Raw genomic sequence first — 26,367 nt, 5'->3', positions numbered from 1 at the left:
TCAAAGCTGTAAAACCACTCGGAGCGTATCTTGAAACTGGCATTCCTAGCTGCGCTGTGCATCTCATTCGCGTTTACCGCCAAAGCGGAAACGCTGGAAATCGTCACAGAGCATCTGCCGCCGTTCAACTATCTGGATGATGGCGTTCCGAAGGGGATTGGGACAGAAGTGGTCGAGGCTGTCTTGAAAGAAACGGGCCGCGCGGCTCCGATCCAGTTCTTGCCTTGGGCGCGCAGTTATCAGATGGCATTGCAGACGCCTGGCACCTTGATCTACTCGATCCTCAGAACTCCAGAACGTGAGGACAAATTTGCCTGGGTTGGCCAGATCGCACCTTATGGAGTGTCGCTCTATCAACTGGCCCATGACAACGCCCCAAAGCTTACATCCCTGGAAGATGCACGGCCTCTGAGGATCGGTGTCTATTTGGGTGACGCGAAAGGCGAGTTTCTTCAAGCCAACGGTTTTACCAACTTGTCTTCCGTTGAAAACGACAGGCTAAATCTCCGCAAATTGATGCTAAAACGCATAGACCTGATGATCATTGATGACGCTGTCATCAAGGAACTCATCGAACTTGAGGATGTGGATCCAAGAAAGATCCGCCGTGCGCTGCCGATCCAAGAGCTGAGCGGTTACGCTTATATGGCTTTTCAGAAAGACACGGATCCAAAGCTTGTCGAAGAATTTCAGCGCGGGCTGGCAAAAGTCAAAGAGACCGGCGTTTTTGATGCCATCCTTGAAGAATACTATCTGATCAACTGACACCTCAAACTCGTTTCGTCCGAAAATCAGAAGATCGGAAACCCGCGGCTGCGCCATTGTGATCGCGGCACGGGTGACCCGACCCGCAGGCTGAAGCTTTCAACACGCGTAATCGCGCGATCCACCTGGCAGCGGAAATCGACATTGTGCCACGTGCCGAACGTTCGGAACGCCGCACCGCTTGGCCTCAACACCGTTAGACCCGGTGGCGTTTGAAATGTCGGCAGGAGATCCGGCAAGATTGGCGGATTTTGCGCCTGTAGTTGCGCCCGCAACTCCGTTGCGCACAGAAGGTTCAAGCGCTCGCTGTCCGACATGCCGCGCATGGCAGTCCGCACACGCCCATCTGCAAGCAGGTCGCCTGACAACAGCCTGCGGGCTGGTCGCAACGCTTCACCACGCGGGGCAGAAGTTGTCACTCCCGCCGGCACAGGCGGTTTCGTCCGCGGGATCGCGGCAACAACCGTTTGTGCTTCCGCACCCTCCGGCTCACCTTCAACCGGTTCGTCCAGTGTCGTCTCAGGTGTTGCCTCAGGAGGCGTTGGCACCTCCTCCGGCTCCTCAGTTGCACCGGCCTCTACGGGCTCAGCAGTCTCGTCTTCGTCCAAGGCTTCAGGTTGCTCGGGGCCAGGGTCGGCCTGCTCGGGGGCTGCGTCTTCCGGTTCCCCAACAGGTTCAGCAGTCTCCCCTGCCTCGACAGGCAGAGGCGTTTCGATCTCAGGCGCATCCAACTCACGCTCGTCGAGTGCGGCCTCATCGACTTCGGCATCTTCAACGGGAGGCTCTGGCTCTGGCTCTGGCTCTGGCTCTGGCTCTGGCTCTGGCTCTGGCTCTGGCTCTGGCTCTGGCTCTGAAGCATCTGCCGTTTCAATCGGCGTGTCTTCTAAATTCGGCTCTTCCAGGTTGGTTTCTGCCTGTTGCGGCTCTCCCAGCTCGCTGCCTTCGGGCGCTGTATCTTCATCGCCAAATTCAATGACGGGCTGTAAAACAGGGATCTCCGGGAGTTCCGGGTTTTCCTCAGGCCCCTCAGGCTGCACGTCTTCTTCTGGCTCCTGCTCGGCCTCTTCTTCTTGAGGCACTTCAGGTGCCGGCTCTTCTTCCTCGACCGGAGGCTCTTCCTCTTGTGGCGCCTCCTCTTCCTCTAAGGGTGCGGGCTCCGGCGAAACCGGCTCTGGAAGTGTCACCAGCTCCACCTCAACCGACTCCACTCCCTCAGGTGGCCGGTGTCCTTGAAATCCGCCAACCAGAAGCAACGCCGCCAGACCGTGCAGGATCAGGGACACGACGACCCCGGTTGCAAACCCGATGCGGGGGGCAACTTTGGGCGTTTCGGGACGCCTTTCCGGAATTTCGAGAATGGTCAAACGGTTCGCCTTGCCCTGCCCGGCAAACGGGCGCGCTCAATCTTTCGCTTCTTATCAAAAAACCCGGCAGAAATGTGCCGGGTTTTCATCAAGTTATCGCGAAGGCCGATCAGCTGTCGAGGAACGACCGCAGCTTGCGAGACCGGCTCGGGTGCTTCAACTTCCGGAGCGCCTTGGCCTCGATCTGGCGGATGCGTTCACGGGTCACCGAGAACTGCTGCCCGACCTCTTCCAACGTGTGGTCGGTGTTCATGCCGATGCCAAACCGCATCCGAAGGACGCGTTCTTCACGCGGCGTGAGGGACGCCAGAACGCGGGTCGTGGTTTCACGCAGGTTCGACTGGATCGCCGCATCAATTGGTAGAACAGCGTTCTTGTCCTCGATGAAGTCGCCGAGATGCGAATCTTCCTCGTCACCAATCGGTGTTTCGAGCGAGATCGGCTCCTTGGCAATTTTCAGAACCTTCCGGACTTTTTCCAGCGGCATCTGAAGCTTTTCCGCCAACTCTTCCGGCGTCGGCTCACGGCCGATCTCGTGGAGCATCTGGCGCGATGTCCGAACGATCTTGTTGATCGTCTCGATCATGTGCACCGGAATACGGATAGTCCGGGCCTGGTCGGCAATCGAACGCGTGATTGCCTGCCGGATCCACCAGGTCGCATAGGTCGAGAACTTGTAACCGCGGCGGTATTCGAACTTGTCGACAGCCTTCATCAGGCCAATGTTGCCTTCCTGGATGAGATCCAGGAACTGCAGACCGCGGTTTGTGTATTTCTTCGCAATGGAAATCACGAGGCGCAGGTTCGCTTCGACCATTTCCTTCTTGGCGATCCGCGCTTCGCGCTCACCCTTTTGCACCATCGCAACAATGCGGCGGAATTCGGTGATCTCCAGGCCCGTCTCGGTTGCCAGCGTCTGGATTTCGTGACGCAACTCGCGGACGTTTTCCTTTTCCTTGGCGATGAAGTTCTTCCAGCCGCGGGTTGACAGGTTCGCAACCTTGCGCAGCCAGTTCGGATCAAGCTCCGCGCCCTGGTATTGCTTCAGGAAGTCCTGACGGTCGACATTGTAGCTGTCAGCCAGACGCAGAAGACGGCCTTCATAGCCCATCAAGCGCTTGTTGATGTCGTAGAGCTGAGCGACCAGAGCATCGATACGGTTCTGGTTGAGCGACAGGCTCTTCACGTCGACGACGATGTCTTCTTTCAGCTTCTTGTAGCGGCGCTCCTGGCTCGGAGACAGGGTCTTGTTGGCCAGCTTGTTCTCGACAAGTTGGTCCTGCAGACGGCGCAGCTTTTTGTAGTCATCAGCGATGCGGTCGAAGGTTTCGAGAACTTGCGGCTTCAGCTCAGCTTCCATCGCAGAGAGCGAAACGTTGGACTCGAACTCGTCGTCGTCGTCCTCACCGTCGCCTTCGCCATCTTCGTTTTCTGTGTTTTCGGACGGGCCGCCAGCCTGGTTCTCAGACCCACCCTCGCTATCTTCCGCATCCGGATCATCATCATTGTCGCCAGTCGGCCCGGCTTTGGCATCCGGGCCAGCGTATGTGGCTTCCAGATCGATGATGTCACGCAGGAGAACCTGCGCTTCATTGAGTTCGTCACGCCAGATGATAATTGCCTGGAACGTGAGCGGGCTCTCGCAGAGGCCAGCGATCATCGCCTCACGGCCAGCTTCGATCCGCTTGGCAATCGCGATCTCGCCTTCGCGTGACAAAAGCTCAACAGAGCCCATTTCACGCAGGTACATGCGAACCGGGTCATCTGTCCGGTCCGCAGGTTCCTTACCTGTCGTTGTTTTGGCAACTGCGGAGGATTTGGCTGCAACCAGCTCGCCGCCGTCAACCTCTTCCGGTCCGTCTTCCGCTTCTTCGGCCTCGATCACATTGATGCCCATGTCCGAGAACATGGACATGATGTCTTCGATCTTTTCCGAAGAGTTCTGATCGGACGGAAGAACCTCGTTGAGTTCATCGTATGTCACATAGCCGCGTTTTTTCGCGGCCTTGATCATCTTTTTGACAGCAGCATCCGACAAATCCAGCAACGGGCCATCGGCATTGTCCGCGCCCTGTTCTTGATTGTCGTCAGCTTGTGTCGCTTTGGCTACCATATCGTGCTCCAATTCACGGCCTTGGATCGGCCGCGCCGCGCCCTGTTTGGCTCAAACCCGCATTCCCGGCGCGCCAGCACTGCTGCGGCGGCTGCCAGACGAATCATCTTGTTCTGCAGGTTGTAAGCCGTGTCCCTTAAGTCCCAATTAACTGCTCACTTATCGACAATGTCATTAATTGCATCGACAATGCACGCAGTACCCGGTTTCGCGACCGCATGTGCATTCGCGTTTTTCTGTTTCAGCGGCTTGCAGCTTTGTTCTGACTATTGGCCGTCAGCAGCTTGAAGGCTGAGGCTCGCGAAGGCTGCAAAACCTCTATTTAGCTCGACGCGCACGATTCGCAAGTGTGATTCGGCAGTGGTCAATAAGTTTTCGGTATTTTCCGCTGCATTTTGTGCGCTTTTCCGGACCAAAACCCGGAGCCGATGGCAAACGTCAGAAAAAACGTTATCCCGCCGCGACTTGGCTTGCGCCCCCAGCATCTCCGTTAGACCGGATTTTCTTGGCTCTTTCGGCCAGCTCCCCTTCCTCACGAGCGCACTCTTCCCGGCGTCGGGTGAGGTCCTGCGTCAAAGCCTGTATCCGCTGCCACGCAAGCTCGTCGATCTGATCATCCGCAGCATTGAGCTCAGTTTGCAACTCTTCTTCAAGGGCATTCAATTCCAAGACGTCAAGGAAGTGCAAAAACGCCGCCTCGACAAAGTCTTCGGGCGGATTGGCTTTCAGTAACGGGAAACGATGATTGAGTGCATAAAACTCGGCCTGTTTTTGTTCTTGAAGGCCAATGGTCTCAAGCACCATCTCGTGCATCACGTCGCGCAGTGGATCATCAAACGACGCGATCAAATCGGAAATGGCTGCGGTTTCTAGATCATCTACGATACGGCAAAGGGCATCGCGGACACCAATGTGCAGTCCATTGACCAGAGGCAGGCTAGAGACACGCTCGAAGTTGCGATCAAGCAAATCCGGGAACCGCATACAAAGGCCCAAAACAAGCCGCTCGGTCCCAAAGTCATCACTGACGGCGACCCGCTCGCGGGCAAGACCGATAACGTTGGCGGACGGGTCTGCGCCTGGCTTCTTTCCGCCTTTCCGGTCCTTGCGGGAGAGTTCGAAAAAGAGATTGGAAAGCTTGAACTTCAGGTCAAGCTGGTAACGCCGTTTGACCCGATCGTCCCGGATGGTGCCAATCAGGTCATCAAACCGTTTTTCCAAAGCCGCCTTGCGCTCCGGCGTATCCAACCGTGCAACGGAGATCTCCCGATCCCAAACAACATCAAACAGGTTTCGGGACTTTTCAGCCTCGGCCCAAAAGCCTTCAACTCCGCGCTGTTTGACCAAGTCATCCGGGTCCATACCGTCCGGCAGGAAGTTGAACTGGAACGAGTAACCGCTTTTGAGAACCGGAAAGATCCGATCAATCGCGCGGTGCGCTGCTGATATCCCGGCGGCATCCCCGTCAAAACAGACCATGGGTTCGGGCGCAAAACGCCACAGACGCAGGATCTGATCTTCTGTAAAAGCGGTTCCGAGCGAGGCGACCACATGACGAATACCCGCTTGATACAGGGCAATCGCATCCATGTAGCCCTCAACAACAAGCGCTTGGCCGGATTTGAACGCAGGTTCCCGTGCCCTGTGGGCGTTGAACAGCATTGTCCCCTTATGAAAAAGCGGCGTTTCCGGCGAGTTGAGGTATTTGGGCTGCCCATCCGGCAACATGGTTCTGCCGCCAAATGCCACCACCCGGCCACGGTCATCCTGGATCGGGATCATAAGCCGGCCACGAAACCGGTCATAGGATGGGCGCGCGTCATCGGGCTTGATCAACAAACCAGCCTCGATCATCGCAGGCTCTTCAACGCCGCGGCCCTTGAGGTGCGACTTCAAGGCGTCCCGGCTGTCGGGGGCAAAGCCGAAGCGGAACTCGCGCAGGGTTTCGGGCGTTAGCCCTCGTTTTTGCACATAGGCCCGCGCGCCGTCGCCGCGCGGTCCCTTGAACTGAGCCTCAAAAAACTGAGAGGCCATTTCACAGATATCAGCAAGACTTGCCCGCTTCTGTTCACGTCGGGCAGCTTGCGGATCAGGGGCAGGCAAGGCCACGCCTGCCTGATCGGCCAAACGCTCAACAGCTTCCGGAAAACTCAGCCCCTCAGTTTCGGTGATAAACTTGAAATGATCCCCAGAAGCACCGCACCCAAAGCACTTGTAACGGTTACGGCGGTCATCAACGTGAAAACTCGGGCTCTTTTCCTGGTGAAACGGACAACATGCCCAATAGTCGCCCTTACCCGGCTGGGTCTTCCGGCGATCCCACGTCACCCGCCTTGCCACGATTTCCGAAAGCGGCAATCGGGCTCTAATTTCATCAAGAAGGCGCGGCTCAAATCGCATGAAGGGAACGGTATCCGTGTGAATAAATTGCAGCAAGCAAGGCGATGTCAAACCACCTGGCTACCTAACTCAAAATAGGGCTTATCGGCCGGCTTCGCTACCGGATTGAAAGGACCAGAGCGATCTGGGGATGACTTGTGCGAAACTACACCAGCTGTCTCAGCAAGGTCTGGCGGAGAGCCTCCCGCTCAGTTTGCGCTTTTGCCTTCTACTTCGCCTGCTGGTTCACTGCCAGCGTTATCGTTGTTGCCGTTGCGCAGCATGTCCCGCATGACACAGGAGGCCTGCACGAAATCCATCTGACCGGGATAACGGGATTTAAGCTCGCTCATGCATCTGCCGATGTCCCGCAACCCATGAGCTTCAATTTCCCGCACAGTTTCTTCGCATGCCGACCGCACTTCATCTTCACTTAATTGCTCCGGCAAGAATTCACGAATGATGGCCTGCTCGGTGCGTTCTTGCTCCGCAAGATCCAGCTTGCCGCTGTTTTCGAAGTCGGCAGCCGATTCATCACGCTGGCGGACCATTTTCTGAAGTATATCAATCACTTCATCCTCGTTGATCCCGTCTTTGCCGTTTTCCCGGGCAGCACTTTCCCGGTCTTTGACAGCGGTCTGAACGAGCCGAAGAGTGGCACAGCGGCGTTTGTCGCCGGCATCTTGTGCAGCCCTTAAGGCCGAGTTGATTCTGTCTCGCATCACATCGCGCATGGTTTGCCCCACCCCTGCCGTATAAACGGGTCAGTGTGCTTTACACCCACCAGTTCATTTAAGCCAAGCAATTGAATTTCAAAGATCTTTTTTCATAGGATCAATGTTGACGATCCTGCCCGCTTCCCATAGAGTCCCGCGCTTAATGCAGACGGCCAGATGCAAGGAATTCCTTCGCTCCGATCGCCTTTCCTGCAGTGCATGATGTCACCATCAAACTCTGGATACAAGACATGACGACTGCAGACGCATGGTCTGACACCCCGGCGACCGCCCTGCTTGTGCTCTCCGACGGCAGCGTGATCGAAGGATACGGCCTCGGCGCAACCGGCCAAGCGGTTGGAGAAATTTGTTTTAACACCGCGATGACCGGTTATCAGGAGATCCTCACGGACCCGTCCTATTCCGGCCAGATCATCACGTTCACGTTTCCTCACATCGGCAATGTCGGCACCAACGGCGAAGACATTGAAACCGTCAATATGGCCGCAGACAGCGGCATCCGCGGCACTGTCCTTGCCGCCTCGATCACAGATCCAGCCAATTACCGCGCTGCGCAGCATCTCGATGCCTGGCTTAAAAGCCGCAACATCATCGGCATCAGCGGTGTCGACACCCGCGCGCTCACAGCGTTGATCCGCGAAAAAGGTGTCCCGAACGGCGTCATTGCCCATGATCCGGACGGCAACTTTGATCTGGATAACTTGAAATTGGCTGCCGCCAATTGGCCCGGCCTTGTCGGCATGGACCTCGCCAAAGACGTATCCACCACTCAAACACACCAATGGTCACAAAAGACATGGGCTTGGGACGACGGGTATCTGGATGCGGAAGGCGGCAAGTTCAAGGTGGTTGCTCTTGATTTCGGTATTAAGCGCAACATTCTCCGTCTCCTGACCGACGCTGGATGTGACGTGACTGTTTTGCCGGCCAACGCGACCTCAGAAGATATCCTGGCTCACAAGCCTGACGGTGTCTTCCTTTCCAACGGCCCAGGCGATCCAGCCGCAACAGGTGAGTATGCCGTAGGTACGATCCAATCCGTGATCGATGCCGGGCTTCCGGTGTTTGGGATTTGCCTGGGCCATCAGATGCTCGCACTGGCACTTGGTGGCAAGACCATCAAGATGCACCAGGGTCACCATGGCGCGAACCATCCGGTACTGGATCAAACATCTGGTAAAGTGGAAATCACGTCCATGAACCATGGCTTTGCGGTTGATGCAGAAAGCCTGCCGGACAACGTGCAGCAGACCCATGTGTCGTTGTTCGACGGCTCCAATTGCGGTTTGGCGATGAAAGACAAGCCGGTCTTTTCTGTTCAGTACCACCCGGAAGCCTCTCCCGGCCCGCGGGATAGCCGCTACCTTTTCAAGCGCTTTACCGACCTTATGGAAACCGCCAAGGCCGCTTAAGCCTAATCGGCGTAAACATAATGTCTCGAGAAACAAAAACGGCAGCCGAAATGGCTGCCGTTTTTCGTCAGAGATGCATCTAATTTGCGTTTAGCCACGCAACTGAGCAAACGCGCTCAAGATCTGGTCGACTTCTGCAATCTGCTCGTCCAGCATCTGCTTCTGTTCCAGCAGAATCTCTTGTTGGGAAAGGCAAATGCTTTGAAGTTCGGCAAATTGCTCCTGGCGCGGCGTACCGCCTTCAACCAGAGCAATCACGCGGCGAATTTCAACAAGGGTAAGGCCAATTTTCTTGGCTTGCAGGATAACACGCATGCGGGAAACATCACGCGCCCCATAGAACCGGCGCGCACCCTTGCGAACCGGATGCAACAACCCTTTTTCTTCGTAAAAGCGGAGTGTGCGGAGCGTGACGCCAAACTTTTCCGACATTTCGGAAATGGCCAGCGGACGGTCGTCTTGCGGAATTTCAGTATCCGGACCCGCAATATCCGGAACAACCACCATATTCGTAGCTATCTTATTCATAGTCTCTTGCCCGATCTTTTTATTTTTCTCAGTCGCATGACAGGCTCTGAATCGCACCAGTAGCACCGGATCCCACCAACCGGGCGCTGGCTAAAAACGCGTTTCAGACGAGCTCCAATGCATAACCCAGTGTGTTGAACAACGAAAGCTTACCTGCGGACGTCCGAGATTAAGCACGCCAAGCCTTACACCTATTCCATAGAAAAAATCTAGACTAAATCACGGAAACACGCATTTTTTCGCAGAGTACGTGTCATATAATTACCGTAAACATACGGCGTTTTCCGATATATACATGTATTTTTTAGATAAAATTTTCTCGCAGATTTTATAATCTCAAGAAATATGAATTATCGATAATCTAATATATAAGAAACATTACAAAGGACGTTTAAAACTATACACTCACGCGACGACAAGTTCGCAAGTCTAATAATAAGGTAAACTTCCTAATCGACATGATAAATATTACACTACGGACTGATATTATCGATAATTGGCGCTGTTAAAACGCAACTTCAGCTCATTATGCTCAAAAGCTGGGGTTTTTATTCAGGAAATCAGAAATTCGCGGAACGGTCCTTACCCCAAGCTCCGGAGCAGAATTAACTTTATTCCGCAACGGCACTAAGGACGAAAAATTTCCGAGGAAAAGAGCGTTCAAAAGGATCAACACGGCGGATCAATCCGTGAAATCCGCGATTCGGACTAAAGGAAAGTCACTTCAAGGTCTTACGAATGGCCTCATAGCCTTAGATATCTGCTACTAAAAGCAGACACATTTATTCCGACCACAGTCGCACTATGTGCACTTCCGGATTGACATTTTCGGTCGCAAGATATTTGTGTCAGGAAACAATTACTGACTGCCGATCAAGGCGTTGGTTTCAACACACGCTTTATTTGAAGATGCCAGACTCAAAATCAAAGAACCCGACCCCCATCATGACACCGGAACAATTTCGGAGCTGGCGACGAACACTCGGATTGAAGCAAAAAGACGCTGCCGAGCAGCTCGGGCTGAAAAAGCGGATGATCCAATACTACGAGAAGGGCAACCGGGACGGGCGGCCGGTTGAAATCCCGAAATCAATCCGATTGGCCTGTTACGCCCTATCGCAAGGGATCGCCGACTTTGACGGTGTTACAACGACAGATGCACCGCCCCCCAAGGACAAACCCGACGCCTGATCGGTTTTTCTTGATATAAACATCATGTTTAGCGCGATCCGGGGTTCCCACGCGGCACGGTTTTCCCTATAAGACGCGCTCAGCCAACATCGTCATTCACTTAACGACCGAGCAGACCGGAAGCAAACACGCGCTTTACCGGACCGCTCGCTTCGAGCTGCGAGCCGAGATGCCCAAACGCACAGATATTTCCTCCATCCTGATCATTGGTGCCGGCCCGATTGTTATCGGCCAGGCATGTGAGTTTGACTACTCGGGAACACAGGCGTGCAAGGCCCTGCGCGAAGAAGGCTATCGAATTATCCTGGTCAACTCGAACCCGGCGACGATCATGACGGATCCGGATCTGGCCGATGCAACATACATCGAGCCGATCACGCCGGAACTGGTCGCCAAGATCATTGAAAAAGAGCGCCCGGACGCGCTTTTGCCGACGATGGGTGGGCAAACTGCTCTGAACTGTGCGCTGGACCTGGAACAGATGGGCGTTCTGGAAAAGTACGGCGTTGAGATGATCGGCGCGCGTGCCGACGTCATTGACAAAGCGGAAGACCGCGAAAAGTTCCGTGCAGCCATGGACGTGATCGGTCTTGAGAATCCCCGGGCGGCCATTGCCTCCTCCCCGGCCATTCGCGGTGAAGATGGTAAGATCACCGGCTACGACCGGAACACCGGTTATTTGGAGGCCATGCGCGCTCTGGATGAAATTGGCCTGCCAGCCATTATTCGCCCCGCTTTCACGCTCGGCGGCACAGGCGGCGGTGTTGCCTACAACCGGGAAGAATATGAGACGATCGTGCGCTCGGGCATCGACGCGTCTCCGGTCGGTCAGGTCCTGATCGATGAGAGCCTGCTCGGCTGGAAAGAGTATGAAATGGAGGTCGTTCGCGACAAATCGGACAACTGCATCATCATCTGCTCCATCGAAAACGTTGACCCGATGGGCGTCCACACCGGCGACTCCATCACCGTTGCACCAGCCCTCACGCTGACCGACAAAGAGTATCAGATCATGCGGGACGCTTCGATCGCGGTCCTGCGCGAAATCGGCGTCGAAACCGGCGGCTCAAACGTCCAGTTCGCCGTCAATCCGGAGAACGGACGCCTGGTGGTCATTGAGATGAACCCGCGCGTTTCCCGCTCATCCGCCCTCGCCTCCAAGGCAACCGGCTTTCCGATCGCGAAGATCGCCGCGAAACTTGCGGTCGGCTACACACTGGACGAGCTGGAAAACGATATCACGGGCGGTGCAACACCAGCCTCTTTCGAGCCGAGCATCGACTATGTGGTCACCAAGATCCCACGCTTTGCCTTCGAAAAATTCCCGGGCTCCGAGCCTTACCTGACAACGGCGATGAAATCGGTTGGCGAAGTCATGGCTATTGGCCGGACCTTCAACGAGAGCCTTCAAAAAGCGCTGCGCGGTTTGGAAACCGGCTTGAACGGTCTGGATGAAATCGACATTCCGGGCCTTGACCAGGGCGACGACAAGAACGCGTTGCGGGCTGCCGTTTCAACAGCAACTCCAACCCGTTTGCTGTCAGTTGCTCAGGCCATGCGCCTCGGCATGACGGTGGAAGAAGTCAATCAGGCCAGTGGCATCAACACCTGGTTCCTGGAACAGATGGCCGACATTCTGGCCATGGAAGCCAAGATCCGGAATATCGGCCTGCCCAAAGATGCTGCCAATTTGCGCAAACTCAAAGGCATGGGCTTCTCCGATGCACGGCTTGCAAGCCTTGCAGGCGTGGACACGGACGATATTGTCAAGCTGCGGAATGAGCTCAACGTCCACCCTGTTTTCAAGCGCATCGACACCTGCGCGGCCGAATTCGCGTCTCCGACCGCATACATGTACTCCACCTACGAAGCTCCCTTCATGGGCGCTCCGGCCTGTGAAGCCAATCCGTCCGACGCCAAGAAAGTTGTCATTCTCGGCGGCGGTCCGAACCGGATCGGCCAGGGCATCGAGTTTGATTATTGCTGCTGTCACGCCGCCTTCGCTCTGGAAGATGCCGGCTATGAGACCATCATGGTCAACTGCAACCCGGAGACCGTGTCCACGGACTACGATACGTCAGACCGTCTCTACTTCGAACCGCTGACACCGGAAGACGTTCTGGAAATCATCCGCAAGGAACAAGAAAACGGCACCCTGCACGGCGTTATCGTTCAGTTCGGCGGCCAGACGCCTTTGAAACTGGCCCAGTCGCTGGTCAAGGCCAACGTGCCGATCCTTGGCACGTCGCCTGACATGATCGACTTGGCGGAAGACCGTGACCGGTTCCAAAAGCTGCTAATCAAGCTTGGCCTGAAGCAGCCGGAAAATGGCATCGCCTATTCCGTTGAGCAGGGCCGCTTGATCGCAAGCCAGCTCGGTCTGCCGCTGGTGGTCCGCCCGTCTTATGTTCTGGGCGGCCGCGCCATGCAGATCATTCGGGATGAGGAAAGCCTCAACTCCTATCTGCTGGGCACTCTGCCGGAACTGGTTCCTGCCGAGGTGCGGGCGAAATACCCGAACGACAAGACCGGCCAGATCAACACGGTTCTGGGCACGAACCCGCTGCTGTTCGACCGGTATCTGGAAGGCGCCATCGAGGTTGATGTTGACGCCCTATGCGATGGCAAGGACGTCTTCGTCTGCGGTATCATGGAACACATCGAAGAAGCTGGCATTCACTCCGGTGACAGTGCCTGTTCCCTGCCCCCGTTCTCGCTGTCTGAAGAGCTGATCGAGGAACTGAAGCGCCAGACAACAGAAATGGCACTCGCCCTCGAAGTTGGCGGCCTGATGAACGTCCAATACGCAATCAAGGACGGCGAAATCTACGTTCTTGAAGTGAACCCGCGGGCATCGCGGACTGTGCCGTTTGTAGCAAAAACCGTCGGTGAGCCGATTGCCAAGATCGCCAGCCGTGTCATGGCCGGGGAAAGCCTGGCATCCTTCGGCCTTGCAGAGAAGAAATTCGACCACATCGCCGTCAAGGAAGCCGTGTTCCCGTTTGCAAGGTTCCCGGGCGTCGACACTATCCTCGGGCCGGAGATGCGCTCCACCGGTGAGGTCATGGGCCTCGACAACCACTTTGGAACAGCCTTCGCAAAGTCCCAGATCGGGGCCGGTACGGGGGTTCCGTCGGAAGGCACGGTGTTTGTCTCCATGCGGGATCAGGACAAGGCGTCCGTCGTTGACGCCGTCCGCAGCCTGGAAGATGCCGGGTTCAAAATTATCGCGACAGCGGGGACCCAGACGTTCCTGAAAGAGCAAGGCATCAAGGCTGAGAAGATCAACAAGGTCATGGAAGGCCGTCCACATATTGTCGACGCGGTCAAGAATGGCGAAGTGCAGCTTGTCTTCAACACGACCGAAGGTGTTCAAGCAATTGCCGACAGCCGCTCCATGCGCCGTGCAGCCCTTTTGAACAAGGTTCCATATTACACCACGCTTGCAGGATCGATTGCTGCTGCGAAGGGCATCTGTGCGCATAAAGCGGGGAGTCTTGAAGTTAGGCCTTTGCAATCCTACTTCGCCTAAGGCTAATATGAGTTGAAACCGGCCGGGAAAGTGCCCTTTCCCGGCTGGGTTTGTTTTTGTGAAGCGTGGTCTTCTTCGAGAGGACCCAATAAGCTGAAGGTCTTAGACCCATGGAAAAAGTTCCGATGACCTCCGCCGGTTACACCATGCTCCAAAACGAGCTGAAGGAACGGACCGGTGTCGAGCGCCCGCGCATTGTTGATGCCATTTCAGAAGCCCGCGCGCATGGCGACCTGTCGGAAAATGCTGAATACCACGCAGCCAAGGAAGCCCAGAGCCTGAACGAGGGCCGGATCGCGGAATTGGAAGACAAACTGTCCCGCGCCGAAATCATCGACGTGAGCAAGCTGTCTGGCGATGTAGTCAAGTTCGGCGCGACCGTGAGCTTGGTTGACGAAGACACGGAAGAAGAAAAGAAATACATGATCGTCGGCGACGTTGAGTCCGACGTGAAACAAAGCAAGGTTTCTATTTCTTCTCCGATCGCCCGTGCGCTCATCGGAAAGTCGGTAGGCGACAGCGTGGAAGTCGCCGCCCCAGGCGGTGCCCGCTCATACGAGATCGTGGAAGTGCAGTTCATCTGACGCTGCCAGCCTGTCCAATCCGGCAGAAGCCCAATACAGAATTTTGCCAAGTTTTCGATTTTCACCGCCGAGTACCTTTTATTCTGATCGTGAAAGGATTTAAGGTCTAAGGCGGTGGGATTCGGAGATCCAAAATGGTTTTTCACGTAATTGGTTTCTGGCTGCTAATGCTTGCCATCCCCTTGTGGGGATATCGTTTCTTTCTGACATCCAAGCTTGCCTACCGGGAGAAGAAAATCTTCCGGCGGCTGTTGGATCACGCTGACGAGCGGGCTTACTTTTTCGCGTTGAAGCTATTTGGTTTTCTGGTGGCCTTGAGCGCAGCTGTTTTGGCGATGGTTGCCGGTCTCGGCTACATCAAGCATGGCTCCACACAGATCGGAAGTTACCGAGAAGTCATTCGCAGCCGCATCTATTCAGGCGTTGACCCGGTGGACCAGGCGCTCGACACCTTCCACTATGATCAGTGGCTGCCAATCGCGATCCTGACGACCTGTGCGTTGCTCAGCATCAGCTTCACGCTCGTAGCAACGGCGCTCCGCGACATCTCGCTTCTCAATCGGCTGCTCAAACGTCTGAAAAAAGTTCCTCAGGCAATGAAAACGGCACCGAAAGCCTGAAACGCGAAGGCCAAAGCTGCCTGTTTTAGTCAGGGAGCCCATCACACATTCGAAATGACTTGAGGAACTAAGTTCAGCCGTCGATCGGCACGACCGGCTCATCCTTGGTCCGGCGGATGGTGAGTGCTGTGCGGACACTGTCCACGTTTGGCGCAGCTGTGAGTTCACGGATCACGAAATTCTGGAATGTCTGCAAATCCGGCGAGACGCATTTCAGAAGGAAATCCACCTCGCCTGAAAGCATATAGCTCTCGCGGACCAGCGGCCATTTTTCCACCGTCTGCTCAAAGGCAATCAAGTCTGCTTCGGTTTGGCTGTGAAGGCCTACCATGGCAAACGCTGTGACATCGTACCCGAGCTGTTTTTCATCCAGGAGCGTCCGGTAGCCTTGAATCAGGCCAGCTTCCTCAAGCGCACGTACGCGTCTCAAACACGGCGGCGCGGAAATTCCGACCCGGCGAGCCAACTCAACATTGGTCATCCGGCCATCATCTTGCAATTCCTTCAGGATTTGCCAGTCAATGGCATCAAGGCGCGCTTTCACACCGCTCTCCTATGAATTCTGGGACGGTGCCGTCACACCGCCCGAAACTGGGGCTGACGTGAGGTTCCGCAAAAACTTGAGTTTCATGCACAAACGTGTTTCTACGGTGCCGAGTTATGACTTTTTGCGCGTTTGTGCAAGACTATAACAAATTTGCGCACAATCTTGAAAGATTCCGACAGGGAAATCCCGCAGTTTATGTTGAATGCAACGGCATCGCCCCGTTCCCTTTGGATTTTGACGGATGGTAAGGCGGGCGACGTCGCGCAATGCGTCGGCGTCGCAGATACCCTCAACCTTCCCTACGAAATGCGGACCGTTTCTCCCGAACCGCCCTATTCCTGGTGGATGCCGTTTGGCCCGTTTCCGCCCGCCGACCGCGAAGACCAGCCTGGGAGCCCGCTCGCGCCGCCGTTCCCTGATATTGCAGTGGCCTCCGGCCGCCGGGCTGCGGCTTACCTGCGCCGCCTTAAGAAAGCGTCCAACGGCAAAACCTTCACGGTATTCCTGAAAGACCCAAGGTCCGGTGCAAAGACAGCTGATCTCATTTGGGTTCCCGAGCACGATCCGCTCCGCGGCGACAATGTCCTGGTCACACCGACCTCTCCCCACAAGTTTTCTGCAGCGCGTCTTGCTGAACTGAAGGGAGAACCGGTGCCGCAGATCGACAATCTCCCTCAGCCGAGAGTGGCTGTACTTGTGGGCGGCAACAGTCGGCACCACACCTTCACAGACAATGATCAAACCCGATTTCTGGACGGACTGCGTGAGACAGCGGGACAGAACCGGGCGCATTTTCTGATCACAGCTTCGCGGCGGACCCCCGAGTTGCTGGTCGACGGGATCAAGACCCTTGCCCGCGATGGCGATCATTTCTTCTGGGACGGAACCGGCAACAATCCGTACGGTCATTTCCTGGCAAAGTCCGACGCCATCATTGCAACCGCAGATTCGACCAACATGATTGGCGAGGCCACAGCCACGGGCAAACCGGTCCACGTCTTTCATCCAAGCGGTGGTCACGCAAAGATCACCCGGTTTTTGGGGACTTTGAAAGGTATGGGATGTGTTCACCCCTTCCCAGGGCCACTGAAAACCACTACCTACGACCCGATTGACGCAACACCTGTGATCGCAGAACGTATTCTGGCAGACTACAGGGCGCTTCACCAAACCGGTCAAATATTGCAAGGTGACTGATATCTGGCAGTCACGGTTGAGACAAGAAACACGGATTATACTACGCCCATGAGTACTAAGCACAGCAAGCTGTTGATCGTCGGCTCCGGCCCGGCCGGTTATACCGCCGCCATCTATGCGGCCCGCGCCATGATCCAACCGACCTTGGTTGCCGGAATTCAGCCGGGCGGTCAGCTGACCATCACCACCGATGTCGAAAACTATCCCGGCTTTGCAGACCCGGTCATGGGCCCATGGCTTATGGAGCAGATGCAAAAGCAGGCTGAAAATGTCGGCACGGAAATCATCTACGACACGATCATCAAGACGGACTTGTCAGTACGCCCGTTCCGTCTGGAAGCAGATAGCGGCACCGTGTTTACGGCAGACACGTTGGTCATCGCGACCGGCGCGCAAGCCCGCTGGCTGGGCCTCTCCTCTGAACAGGATTACATGGGTGCCGGTGTTTCGGCCTGTGCGACATGTGACGGCTTCTTCTATCGGAACCGCGAGGTCGTCGTGGTTGGCGGCGGCAACACGGCCGTCGAAGAAGCGCTCTACCTGGCGAACCTTGCCTCCAAGGTGACGCTGGTTCACCGCCGCGACAGCTTGCGCGCAGAAAAGATCCTCCAGGATCGGCTGTTCTCACACGAGAAAATCGAGGTGATCTGGGACCATCAGGTTGACGAGATCCTCGGGGGCGGCCAGCCGAAAGCGGTTACGGGTGTGCGCCTGAAAAGCACCAAGACCGGCGAGCTTCAGGAAATCTCCACCGATGGTGTGTTCATTGCGATCGGCCACGCGCCATCCGTTGAACTGTTCAAGGATCAATTGACCTTGAAACCGAACGGCTATCTGGAGACCGCACCGGATTCCACCAAGACTTCGATCCCCGGCGTTTTCGCAGCCGGTGACGTTACCGACGATATCTACCGCCAGGCGGTTACCGCAGCTGGAATGGGCTGTATGGCTGCCTTGGAAGCGGAAAAGTATCTCGCCGAACAGGATGCTGTCGGTTCACAACAAGCTGCTGAGTAACGCAGTTTCCCGACTGGACGGATTGGGGAATGCCATGGATTGGGACAAATTGCGTATCTTCCACGCTGCCGCGCAAGCCGGCAGCTTCACCCATGCGGGCGATACGCTTCATATGAGCCAATCCGCGGTGAGCCGCCAGGTCAGTGCGCTTGAGCATGATCTGGGGGTTCCCCTGTTCCACCGGCATGCCCGCGGCCTGCTGCTGACGGAACAAGGCGAACTTCTCTATCGCACTGCCGGCGATGTCCTGATGAAGCTGGAGGCCGTGCAATCCAGGCTCAAGGACAGCAAGGACAAGCCGTCTGGCGTTTTGAAAGTCACGACCACGGTTGGCTTGGGGTCAACCTGGCTGGCATCCAGGATCCGAAGCTTCACGGATCTTTATCCGGATGTCGAATTGCAGCTGATTTTCGACGACGATGAGCTCGATCTCAGCATGCGCGAAGCCGATGTGGCGATCCGGTTGCGCCAACCGACACAGCCGGATCTCATTCAACGCAAACTCTTCACCGTGCACTTTCACGTATTTGCGTCACCTGAATATATCCAGCGCTTTGGCGCGCCTTCTTCGATCGAAGATATTGATGATCATCGCATCATCACCTTTGGCGAACAGGCCCCTGCCTATCTGCGCTCCATGAACTGGCTTGTGACGGCCGGCCGCGTGGACGGCAAACCGCGGCAGTCAGTGCTCCAGGTCAACAACATCATAGCGATCAAGCGCGCTGTTCAGACAGGCGCCGGTATTGCGATGTTGCCAGACTACATCATCGACAATGGCCGGAACTTGGTTCCCGTGCTTGAAGATCAGGAAGACAAGGTGCCGTCCTTCGATACCTACTTCGTCTATCCCTCGGAGCTCAAGAACACCGCACGGGTCACGGCTTTCCGCGAGTTCCTTTTAAAGAACGCCCAAAACTGGGTCTACTAAAAGAAAGCCCTCGAGCGACCAGCATTGGTCACACTCAGAACCAGACGGAACGGCGGCCCTGCATCTGTCTTTCGGTAAGTATGGTTTGTTCGGGCAGCTCTCTGCACCGTGCTGTTGTGATGAGCATTGTGGCTACGAACCAAGTTTTATTGAGAGCAGCCGGGTCTGAATTCGCAACAAGACATCCACCCTACAGACGCTCGTGCGCGGGGGTCTGGTGTGATCCTCAGCCTGTAACTCACTCAGAAAACTAACAAATCTATGGACGGTCAAAGCCCTGCGCGATTTGCATAGCAGATCTGCATCGCTGCCTCTTGTTTAAGCAGCTTGTGCACTGCATATAAGCATCACTGTTGGTCACACAGGCATCACGTCCTCCTCCCAGTGATGCCTCGACCAGCTGTTCCCCTCTGGAAGGTGATTCCACTGGTTACAGTGAATCAATTCAAACTGCCGGGTCCTTTAAGACCCGGCTTTTTTTTGCCTACATGAACGTACTCAAGCGTTAGAGCGGGTCGCGTTTAATCGGGTTCATTTGATGAGCTTACTGAGTTCATTCGGCAAGGCGCGTCGTGAAGCGCGGCCTGGTTGGCCGGGCAAACGTCGCAACGCGGCCGATGGGCTCCGTAAGCTCACCCTTCGGGCCGGACAATTTTTGCCTCTGGCTTTGTTGTGGTCCGCTTATGGTACCCCGCACCACCGCGCGGACCGCGTCTCGCCAGAAACAAAAATCGTCTCGGTCAAATGAAACCGATTAAACGCGACCCGCTCTAAGCGCAGCCTTGGCAACTTTGGGAACCTCAAAGTACGCCTGTTGCACGTCCTCAAGCGGGATTGGCTGACCGATGAAGTAGCCTTGACCGTAGTGGCATCCGCAAGCTCTCACCACGCCCAACTGCTGAGCCGTTTCGACGCCTTCGGCTGTCGACTTCATATCCAGATTGTCAGCAAGCGCCGCGATCGTTCTCAAAATCGCTGCACTGCCCTCGTCTTTTTCGACTTCCGAAACGAACCTGCGGTCGATCTTGAGCTTGTTGAATGGCAGTTCCTGCAGATAGCCAAATGACGAGAAGCCGATGCCGAAATCGTCCAAGGCCAGGTTCAGACCAGCATCTCGCAATTTTCTGAGATCCTCATGAGCAGCTGAGCCTGCGGACATCAAGACACTCTCAGTCAACTCCAGTTCCAGGCGATGCGGAGAAATTCCAGCTGCTCTTAGACCACCAAGAACTCGTTCAACAAATCGTCCATCGCCAAGCTGCAAAACCGAGACATTCACACAGGCGCAGTAATTGTCCGGCCAAGTTTCCAGGGAGCGCAACACTTCAGACAGAACAAAATCGCCAACCTTCGCGATCAGGCCAATCTCTTCGGCCAGCGGGATGAAATTTGAAGGGGGTACATAACTTGCCTCGCCCTGATGCCAACGAACCAAAGCCTCGAAGTGATCAACCCGATGTGTTTCCAGGTTCAGGATCGGCTGGCAAAAAACATCAAGTCCCTGATTTTCAACCACACGGATCAGAGCGTTCTTCGTTCGCTTCCGTTCCGCATCTTCCCGCGCAATATCGGCGTCAAAGACACGGTACGCAGATCTTTTCTCCTGCTTGGCCTTATAAAGCGCCAGATCAGCACGTGAGAGTGTCTCTTCAGAACCGGCACCATCCGCAGTGATGATCGCCACACCAACGCTCAGTCCACTCTGAACCATGAGCCCGTCGAGATTAACGGGCATGTCGAAAGCGGCGCACAAACCGGAAGCAATCTCGCGGATGTCTTCCTCCGTGCGCGGCTTGAGCACAAGCGCAAACTCATCGCCGCCCAAACGGGCCGCAAGATCGCCACCTTCGATGACAGCTTTCAGGGTGTTGGCAACGTGCTGCAGCAAACGGTCGCCGACGACATGGCCATGACTGTCGTTCACCGCCTTGAAGTCGTTTAGGTCAATGAGCAAAAGGGATGGCGACACCTCATCGGCATTCCCGGCATTTTCAACGACGTGATCCAAAGTCTCCCTGAAGGACAATCGATTGGCCAGTTCGGTCAGGTTATCCGTTTCAGCTGCTTTTTTGACGCGCTCATCCGCAACGACTTTCTCGGTGACATCTTCATACGTCTCTACCCATCCGCCGTCCGGCATTGGAGCCGCGGAAAAAGACAGAATCCGGCCGTTGGACAGGTGGATTAACGAGCGTATGTGTGAGGTAGGCTGGGCGCTCTCAGGAACAGCTTTTGTGGTCTCTCCTGGAAAGCCGGTCACGAAAGCGCCTAGCCGATACTGGTTGTAGGCGTGGTAGGACGTTCCAGGCATAAGCATTTCCGGCGGAAGCCCCGTAAACTCACCGGCACGGTCATTGCAAAAACGCAACCTGCCATCCTTATCAAACGCACTGACGCCCTGTACGACCGATGCCAAGGTGACTTCCAGCTCTTCTGAGCGGAGACGAGCTTCCTTTTCTCTCTCAAAGAGACTGTCCGCCATTTCCTTGCGGTCGGTGATGTCCCAATTCACCCCAACGGCTTCAGTAACGTTGCCGGCATCGTCTTCAAGAAAATTACAATGGGCGGCCAACCAGCGGACGCTGCCATCCCGGCGCACGATCCGAAAATCGGTGGCGAACCCGGATTTCTTCTCATAGGCCTCCAGGAATTGCCGGCGGGCGGCATCGATGTCATCGGGGTGAACGGTCCGCTCCCAGTCATTAAACTCGCCTTTGAAAGACCCGGGATCGACATCAAACAACCGAAACATTGCATCGTCCCAGGTGAGACGATTGGCAGCCATATCGAACCGCCATACAGCAATTCCAGCGGATGACCGGGCGAGGTCAGTTAGAAAGAGCGTGGATTTGAGCGCCTTGTGCTCAACGGAGAATTTCTTGGCCTCGCTGATCATCAGGCCAAGGATGACCACACCGACCACGTTTCCAACTAGCAGCAAGTACCAAGCGTTTTCGAGGATCTGGAGCCCCGCCTCAACGCCTTTATCGATGAAAAAACACGGAAGGACGAAAAGCGTGCCGACAACCGCAATGGACAAAAGCCGCAAGGGACCCGGGCCGAGATCACGATGACGACAGCAGGCCCCTACAATCGCACCGAAAGCCGCGTAAAAAAACGGGCTGAGACTGCCGCCAATCACAAATGGGCCGCCGACCCAATAACGCGCAGCGCCTGCGATGCTTGCCGTGATGATCCCCCCCAAAGGCCCTAGGAAATATCCGCTAAGGATCGCCGGCGCAGCCCGCGTGTCGAACGTGGTACCATCGCCAAAATGAACGGGCATCATTACGACCAAAGCAGACAGGAGGCCAAACAACGCGCCAAGGGATGCCGCGCTTACCGACCGGCGCGCGTGCAAGGTATCCCGGCGCGCAAAGAAGTAGAACGCCAATGCGCCCAACGAAAGAGCGCCAATATTTGCGATCCAATCGACGACCATCTAAGCCTTTCTGAGTGCACAAAAGCACACTTAGAGAAAAAGCAACGATGCTCAGCCTATTTCAAAAATGCTAACAACTTCAATATAAAGTAATACATACCCTCATCGAGACTATTGTTAATAGTCTCGATGCAAAAACAACAGATGCAACGCCATTTTACATAAATAAAAGCTCGCCGATCATGTCTTTATAAAGATCCGCGACTTGTTCCTCGTATCCATTGTAAAGCAGCGTGTTCCGGCGTTGATCGGTTCCCAACAGTTTCTCGGTTGCCTGGGGCCAGCGCCGATGTGGGACCGACGGGTTCACATTCGCCCAAAAGCCGTATTCCTTAGGCTGGATTTCTTCCCAGAAGCTCACTGGACGCTTGTCAGTGAATGAGATCCGCACCACGGACTTGATGCATTTAAATCCGTATTTCCATGGCGTTACCAACCGGATCGGCGCACCAAACTGCTTGGCAAGCGGTTTTCCATAGATCCCGGTCGCCATGAACGCCAGTTCATTGGTTGCCTCTGCAAGGGTCAGGCCTTCAACATAAGGCCACGGATACCAGGATTGTTTCTGACCGCTGGCAACTTCCGGATTGAGGAAAGTTTCAAACCGAAGGTATTTGGCGCCGGTTTGCGGCCCCGCCAGTTTGACGAGTTCGGCAAGCGGGAAGCCCGACCACGGCACCGCCATGGACCAAGCCTCAACACACCGATGGCGATAAAGGCGCTCCTCCAAAGGCATCTTGGCGAGAAGTACATCGATATCAATCGTCTGCGGATTGTCGATGAGGCCGTCCAGCATCACAGTCCATGGACGGATCTCAAGGTTCTGGGCCGCCGGCCAAATCTGCTTGTGAGAGCCAAACTCATAGAAATTGTTGTACTTCGACGCCACGTCTTCGTCAGTCAGTGGCCGGTCCAAGGTAAATGCAGAATTGCGTGGAACAGGATAGAGCCCCGCGCTCGGGTCTGCCTCGGCAAAGGCCGGCCTCATCCCAAGTCCGCTTCCGAGCAATGCACCTCCCCCTGCGAGCCCCGCAAGGATCTGGCGTCTGTTCAAGAAGACATGCTCTGGGGTCGCTTCGCGCTCGGGCAATTCCCAGCTGCGTTTGGTCAAGATATTCATCGTCAAACTCCCAATCTGGACTTAGGAAGACCGGATTGTGTGTTCAAACGCAAATAACGCCCGAGTGACCGATGCCAAGTGTCGGACTTATGCCAGCCAGTTTTCAGCGGCTTTCCGGTCTTTTGAAACAAAGCTTTTGATCTCAAGCCCCGGGATCAGCATCCCTTCGATCTCAGCAACCTTGCGAATCCAGCCTGCATCGCACAAGACCGCGCACTTTCGGAATTTCCCCAGAAGCTTCAGAATGTCTGGCATCATCTTGAATTCGACAGCCAACGCGCCTGCGGTCGGCCATTCGAAATCATCAATGACATAGAGCATCGTGCCGTTGGTCAGACCCTCTGCGGCTTCGATGAGATCCTCCAACCCGGCCTGCATCAAGTCAGCGTTGATTGGACCGCGCAGATGAACAAAGACGCGGTCCCCTTCCTGTTTTTCAATCGCAAGCATCGACAATCTCCTTTGTCCGTCCGCCACCCCGTTTAGAGCGTAGGGGAATGGACACACAATCAAATGAGACAGATCAACACTTTGCACTCGCGCGGCTCACTACGCCGCTTGTTTTCCCAAACGCTGGAGAGCCTGGTCCGCTGCTTTGCCGGACAGCTCCGCCATATGATCGAACTCTGCCGTATAGCTGGCAACTCCCGCCGTCGCGGACCGGAGCTCAACAATCAAATCACCGATTTCAGCTTCTGGCATTAGCGCCTGAACCTCGTCCCAACCGCCCCAGCCGGGACGGGCGTCAAATCCAAGCAACTGCCCGCGCCGGGCGGAAACAATGGCATTGATCCTGGCGGTCGCATCACTTGGACACGCGACGACCACCTTGTGGATAGGCTCCAGCAGAACGGGCTTGCAGTCGGACAGGCCTTCCCGGATCGCCAGGATACCTGCCATCTTGAACGCCTGATCGGAACTGTCGACCGAGTGATACGACCCGTCGACGAGACAGACTGACAGGTCGACAACAGGAAACCCGAGCGGCCCCTGGCCCAGTGCTTCCAGAACACCTTCCTTCACCGATGCGATGTATTGCTTGGGCACCACGCCCCCGGTGATACGATCGGTGAACTGGATGCCTTCTCCTCTCGGCAGTGGCGAAATCTCAAGAACCACGTCACCAAACTGCCCGTGACCACCGGACTGCTTCTTGTGACGCCCGCGTGCCGTCGTGCTGCCACGGATCGTTTCGGAATAAGGCACATGCGGCGTATGCACGGCGACATCCAGCCCGTATTTTCCAGACAAGCGCTCTTGAGCGACGCGCAAGTGCATCTCTCCTTGCCCGCATAACAAGGTTTCAGCCGTTATCTGGTTTTGTGCGACTGTCAGGGAGCCGTCTTCTTCGGCAAGCTTGGAAAGGGCAGCTGACAAGCGAACCTCATCCTTGCGCTGCCCGGCTTCAATCGCTGTCGCCAAGACCGGCCGCCGGGTGTCCGCAGTGTCCAGAGCTGGGAGTTTGCTGCCCTGAAGGCTCAGAACATCACCGGTTTGAACAATTTCCAAACGCCCCAGGCCGACGAGATCCCCCTCAGACGCCTTGGAGATCTTGTTCAATTGCTGTCCAAACAGCGAGAACAGCCCCGAGACCTTCGCTTCGGTGGTTCCATTCACATAGAGGCTGTCATTGTCCGCCAGAGCGCCACTCAACACGCGCGCCACGGAAACTTTGCCGCCATGTTGTGTGTGAAGCGTCTTGATAACTTGAATTGCGCTTTCGGGCGCGGCATCAAGAAGGCGCGCCTTGAGGCGGTCAACCGAAGGCACCTCATGGCGAAGGGCTTTCAAGAGTCGCGTGACACCGTTGCCATGTTCGCCGGAACCGAAGAAGACCGGGCAAATCAAACCGTCCTGCATCTCCTCAACGAGATCTGCGAACACTTTCTCCCGGTCCGGCGCAATGTCCTCAAGCAGCGCTTCCATCAGATCATCATCGTGATCGGCAAGATGCTCCAGCATCGTAAACCGGGCTTCATGTTCGCGCGCCCGGTCCTCATCCGACATGTCGATCTCGGTGCTCGGCTCCTTTTCGTGATAAACATGCGCCCGTTCCAGCGCGAGATCGATGAAGCCGGTGGCCTGACCGTCCTCCCAGATCGGAATCTGGCGCAAAACAAGTGGGACGCTTGACGCCGGTTGCAGCAGGTTCAAAACGTCGCGGACCCGCCGAGTGCTCTTGTCGATCTTGTTCAAAAACAAAACCCGCGGAATGGCGCGGGCTTCAAGGGCTTTCAGGATGAGCTGCAAGGCTGGAACCTTGCGCTCATCATCTTCAGCGACAACCACAGCCAGATCCGCACCGGACAAGGCGCTGTCCATTTCCCCCAAAAACTCGACCGAACCCGGACAATCGATGAAATTGAACCGGTCACCAAGGTATTCCACATCCGCGAAATTAAGCTCCACGCTCATTCCATGAGCCCTGGCTTCTGCCGAACCATCACCAATGGTATTGCCGTCTGACACCTTGCCCTGCCGGTCCACCTTGTTCGTGCGCGCCAGGATCGCCTCCAGCAAGCTGGTTTTACCGCTGCCAAAGGGTCCGACCAAAGCCACGCAGCGCGGTTCCCTGCCGCTGGAGTTTGCCTGTCCATTGTTGGTGTTTGCCATACTGAGCCTCCCGTTTGCCCGAGGATATCCTCGTTAAAACGCGGCACGGCCGGCGGTTCAGGACGCGGGCCCGCCGCGTCTCGCCCGGATGGGATCGAAGGCCAACAACCCGGAAAGCGCCGGGCGTGATATTCGTCATGGCCCTTCAATCAAGGGCGGGACGCTATCGTCGCGCCCGAAACGGGGTAAACGCAAGGAAATCTTACCCTGCACCGCAGCAAACAGGCGGCGCATTCGGCGCTACCAACCGGCACCTTTCGCTCGTTCGGTCACCG

Annotated in this window: 19 protein-coding genes; 9 read left to right on the top strand and 10 right to left on the bottom strand. The window is 55.8% G+C overall.

The annotated features are described in order from the left end of the window. Nucleotides 1-30 precede the first annotated feature (30 nt). Nucleotides 31-765, top strand: coding sequence for a substrate-binding periplasmic protein (locus tag AC0J4F_RS11765; protein ID WP_473026347.1), 735 nt, complete (start codon nucleotides 31-33; stop codon nucleotides 763-765). Nucleotides 766-791: 26 nt separating this feature from the next. Here AC0J4F_RS11765 and AC0J4F_RS11760 read toward each other — a convergent pair whose 3' ends face one another. The 4 genes from AC0J4F_RS11760 to AC0J4F_RS11745 all read right to left on the bottom strand — a co-directional run bounded on the left by AC0J4F_RS11760 (nucleotide 792) and on the right by AC0J4F_RS11745 (nucleotide 7,343). Continuing rightward, nucleotides 792-2,129 carry a DUF930 domain-containing protein gene (locus tag AC0J4F_RS11760; RefSeq protein WP_473026346.1) on the bottom strand — a complete coding sequence of 446 codons (1,338 nt, stop codon included), beginning with the start codon at nucleotides 2,127-2,129 and terminating at the stop codon, nucleotides 792-794. A 109-nt stretch (nucleotides 2,130-2,238) separates the two neighbouring features. Continuing rightward, nucleotides 2,239-4,242 carry an RNA polymerase sigma factor RpoD gene (gene rpoD / locus AC0J4F_RS11755; RefSeq protein ID WP_209174320.1) on the bottom strand — a complete coding sequence of 668 codons (2,004 nt, stop codon included), beginning with the start codon at nucleotides 4,240-4,242 and terminating at the stop codon, nucleotides 2,239-2,241. Between the two features lie 450 nt (nucleotides 4,243-4,692). Beyond that, nucleotides 4,693-6,642, bottom strand: a complete 1,950-nt coding sequence (dnaG, locus tag AC0J4F_RS11750) for a DNA primase (protein WP_473026345.1) — start codon at nucleotides 6,640-6,642, stop codon at nucleotides 4,693-4,695. Nucleotides 6,643-6,830: 188 nt separating this feature from the next. Next, a complete protein-coding gene (locus tag AC0J4F_RS11745) occupies nucleotides 6,831-7,343 on the bottom strand; it encodes a GatB/YqeY domain-containing protein (protein WP_209181457.1) in 513 nt (170 codons plus the stop codon). A 245-nt stretch (nucleotides 7,344-7,588) separates the two neighbouring features. Here AC0J4F_RS11745 and carA point away from each other — a divergent pair, with 245 nt between their 5' ends. Continuing rightward, entirely contained in the window at nucleotides 7,589-8,770 is a 1,182-nt protein-coding gene (carA, locus tag AC0J4F_RS11740) for a glutamine-hydrolyzing carbamoyl-phosphate synthase small subunit (protein ID WP_473026344.1), read from the top strand. A 90-nt stretch (nucleotides 8,771-8,860) separates the two neighbouring features. Here the strand turns inward: carA and AC0J4F_RS11735 are convergent, their stop codons facing one another. Next, complete coding sequence (locus AC0J4F_RS11735) at nucleotides 8,861-9,298, bottom strand: MerR family transcriptional regulator (RefSeq protein WP_133946129.1); 438 nt, start codon at nucleotides 9,296-9,298, stop codon at nucleotides 8,861-8,863. Nucleotides 9,299-10,285: 987 nt separating this feature from the next. Between AC0J4F_RS11735 and AC0J4F_RS11730 the strand changes: the two genes are divergently transcribed. The 4 genes from AC0J4F_RS11730 to AC0J4F_RS11715 all read left to right on the top strand — a co-directional run bounded on the left by AC0J4F_RS11730 (nucleotide 10,286) and on the right by AC0J4F_RS11715 (nucleotide 15,225). After that, nucleotides 10,286-10,489 carry a helix-turn-helix domain-containing protein gene (locus AC0J4F_RS11730; protein WP_420340206.1) on the top strand — a complete coding sequence of 68 codons (204 nt, stop codon included), beginning with the start codon at nucleotides 10,286-10,288 and terminating at the stop codon, nucleotides 10,487-10,489. Between the two features lie 169 nt (nucleotides 10,490-10,658). Next, nucleotides 10,659-14,021, top strand: a complete 3,363-nt coding sequence (carB, locus tag AC0J4F_RS11725) for a carbamoyl-phosphate synthase large subunit (RefSeq protein ID WP_473026343.1) — start codon at nucleotides 10,659-10,661, stop codon at nucleotides 14,019-14,021. Between the two features lie 110 nt (nucleotides 14,022-14,131). Continuing rightward, nucleotides 14,132-14,605: a transcription elongation factor GreA gene (greA, locus tag AC0J4F_RS11720; RefSeq protein ID WP_133946122.1), complete on the top strand. Its 474-nt coding sequence runs from the start codon at nucleotides 14,132-14,134 to the stop codon at nucleotides 14,603-14,605. A 134-nt stretch (nucleotides 14,606-14,739) separates the two neighbouring features. After that, nucleotides 14,740-15,225, top strand: a complete 486-nt coding sequence (locus AC0J4F_RS11715) for a hypothetical protein (RefSeq protein ID WP_209174326.1) — start codon at nucleotides 14,740-14,742, stop codon at nucleotides 15,223-15,225. Between the two features lie 73 nt (nucleotides 15,226-15,298). On the opposite strand, the gene AC0J4F_RS11710 is transcribed toward AC0J4F_RS11715, so the two are convergent. Next, entirely contained in the window at nucleotides 15,299-15,769 is a 471-nt protein-coding gene (locus AC0J4F_RS11710; RefSeq protein ID WP_008190144.1) for an Lrp/AsnC family transcriptional regulator, read from the bottom strand. A 198-nt stretch (nucleotides 15,770-15,967) separates the two neighbouring features. On the opposite strand from AC0J4F_RS11710, the gene AC0J4F_RS11705 reads away from it, so the two are divergent. The 3 genes from AC0J4F_RS11705 to AC0J4F_RS11695 are packed head-to-tail and all read left to right on the top strand — an operon-like array spanning nucleotide 15,968 to nucleotide 18,917. Beyond that, nucleotides 15,968-16,969, top strand: a complete 1,002-nt coding sequence (locus tag AC0J4F_RS11705) for a mitochondrial fission ELM1 family protein (RefSeq protein ID WP_473026342.1) — start codon at nucleotides 15,968-15,970, stop codon at nucleotides 16,967-16,969. Between the two features lie 48 nt (nucleotides 16,970-17,017). Further along, the gene (gene trxB, locus AC0J4F_RS11700) at nucleotides 17,018-17,986 is read left to right on the top strand and encodes a thioredoxin-disulfide reductase (RefSeq protein ID WP_473026341.1); all 969 of its coding nucleotides are present in this window, start codon (nucleotides 17,018-17,020) and stop codon (nucleotides 17,984-17,986) included. Nucleotides 17,987-18,020: 34 nt separating this feature from the next. After that, a complete protein-coding gene (locus tag AC0J4F_RS11695) occupies nucleotides 18,021-18,917 on the top strand; it encodes a LysR family transcriptional regulator (protein ID WP_133946114.1) in 897 nt (298 codons plus the stop codon). Nucleotides 18,918-19,671: 754 nt separating this feature from the next. Here AC0J4F_RS11695 and AC0J4F_RS11690 read toward each other — a convergent pair. From AC0J4F_RS11690 to AC0J4F_RS11675, 4 genes are all read right to left on the bottom strand, one after another. After that, on the bottom strand, nucleotides 19,672-22,359 hold the full coding sequence (locus AC0J4F_RS11690) for an EAL domain-containing protein (RefSeq protein ID WP_473026340.1): 2,688 nt from the start codon (nucleotides 22,357-22,359) through the stop codon (nucleotides 19,672-19,674). Between the two features lie 157 nt (nucleotides 22,360-22,516). Then, entirely contained in the window at nucleotides 22,517-23,479 is a 963-nt protein-coding gene (gene msrP / locus AC0J4F_RS11685) for a protein-methionine-sulfoxide reductase catalytic subunit MsrP (protein WP_473026339.1), read from the bottom strand. Nucleotides 23,480-23,566: 87 nt separating this feature from the next. Continuing rightward, entirely contained in the window at nucleotides 23,567-23,929 is a 363-nt protein-coding gene (locus tag AC0J4F_RS11680; RefSeq protein ID WP_473026338.1) for a SpoIIAA family protein, read from the bottom strand. Between the two features lie 99 nt (nucleotides 23,930-24,028). Continuing rightward, on the bottom strand, nucleotides 24,029-26,092 hold the full coding sequence (locus tag AC0J4F_RS11675; protein ID WP_473026337.1) for an elongation factor G: 2,064 nt from the start codon (nucleotides 26,090-26,092) through the stop codon (nucleotides 24,029-24,031). Nucleotides 26,093-26,367: the final 275 nt, after the last annotated feature.

It is taken from the genome of Roseibium sp. R5 (assembly GCF_055755305.1).
This window is presented reverse-complemented; position numbering and strand designations above follow the sequence as displayed.

What these genes read in the sequence shown, in the direction of transcription:
- AC0J4F_RS11715 (WP_209174326.1), top strand. Translation starts at nt 14,740, where the DNA reads ATGGTTTTTCACGTAATTGGTTTCTGGCTGCTAATGCTTGCCATCCCC.
- msrP (WP_473026339.1), bottom strand. Translation starts at nt 23,479, where the DNA reads ATGAATATCTTGACCAAACGCAGCTGGGAATTGCCCGAGCGCGAAGCG.
- AC0J4F_RS11690 (WP_473026340.1), bottom strand. Translation starts at nt 22,359, where the DNA reads ATGGTCGTCGATTGGATCGCAAATATTGGCGCTCTTTCGTTGGGCGCA.
- carB (WP_473026343.1), top strand. Translation starts at nt 10,659, where the DNA reads ATGCCCAAACGCACAGATATTTCCTCCATCCTGATCATTGGTGCCGGC.
- AC0J4F_RS11695 (WP_133946114.1), top strand. Translation starts at nt 18,021, where the DNA reads ATGGATTGGGACAAATTGCGTATCTTCCACGCTGCCGCGCAAGCCGGC.
- greA (WP_133946122.1), top strand. Translation starts at nt 14,132, where the DNA reads ATGGAAAAAGTTCCGATGACCTCCGCCGGTTACACCATGCTCCAAAAC.
- AC0J4F_RS11675 (WP_473026337.1), bottom strand. Translation starts at nt 26,092, where the DNA reads ATGGCAAACACCAACAATGGACAGGCAAACTCCAGCGGCAGGGAACCG.
- AC0J4F_RS11735 (WP_133946129.1), bottom strand. Translation starts at nt 9,298, where the DNA reads ATGAATAAGATAGCTACGAATATGGTGGTTGTTCCGGATATTGCGGGT.
- carA (WP_473026344.1), top strand. Translation starts at nt 7,589, where the DNA reads ATGACGACTGCAGACGCATGGTCTGACACCCCGGCGACCGCCCTGCTT.
- AC0J4F_RS11680 (WP_473026338.1), bottom strand. Translation starts at nt 23,929, where the DNA reads ATGCTTGCGATTGAAAAACAGGAAGGGGACCGCGTCTTTGTTCATCTG.
- dnaG (WP_473026345.1), bottom strand. Translation starts at nt 6,642, where the DNA reads ATGCGATTTGAGCCGCGCCTTCTTGATGAAATTAGAGCCCGATTGCCG.
- rpoD (WP_209174320.1), bottom strand. Translation starts at nt 4,242, where the DNA reads ATGGTAGCCAAAGCGACACAAGCTGACGACAATCAAGAACAGGGCGCG.
- AC0J4F_RS11705 (WP_473026342.1), top strand. Translation starts at nt 15,968, where the DNA reads ATGTTGAATGCAACGGCATCGCCCCGTTCCCTTTGGATTTTGACGGAT.
- trxB (WP_473026341.1), top strand. Translation starts at nt 17,018, where the DNA reads ATGAGTACTAAGCACAGCAAGCTGTTGATCGTCGGCTCCGGCCCGGCC.
- AC0J4F_RS11745 (WP_209181457.1), bottom strand. Translation starts at nt 7,343, where the DNA reads ATGCGAGACAGAATCAACTCGGCCTTAAGGGCTGCACAAGATGCCGGC.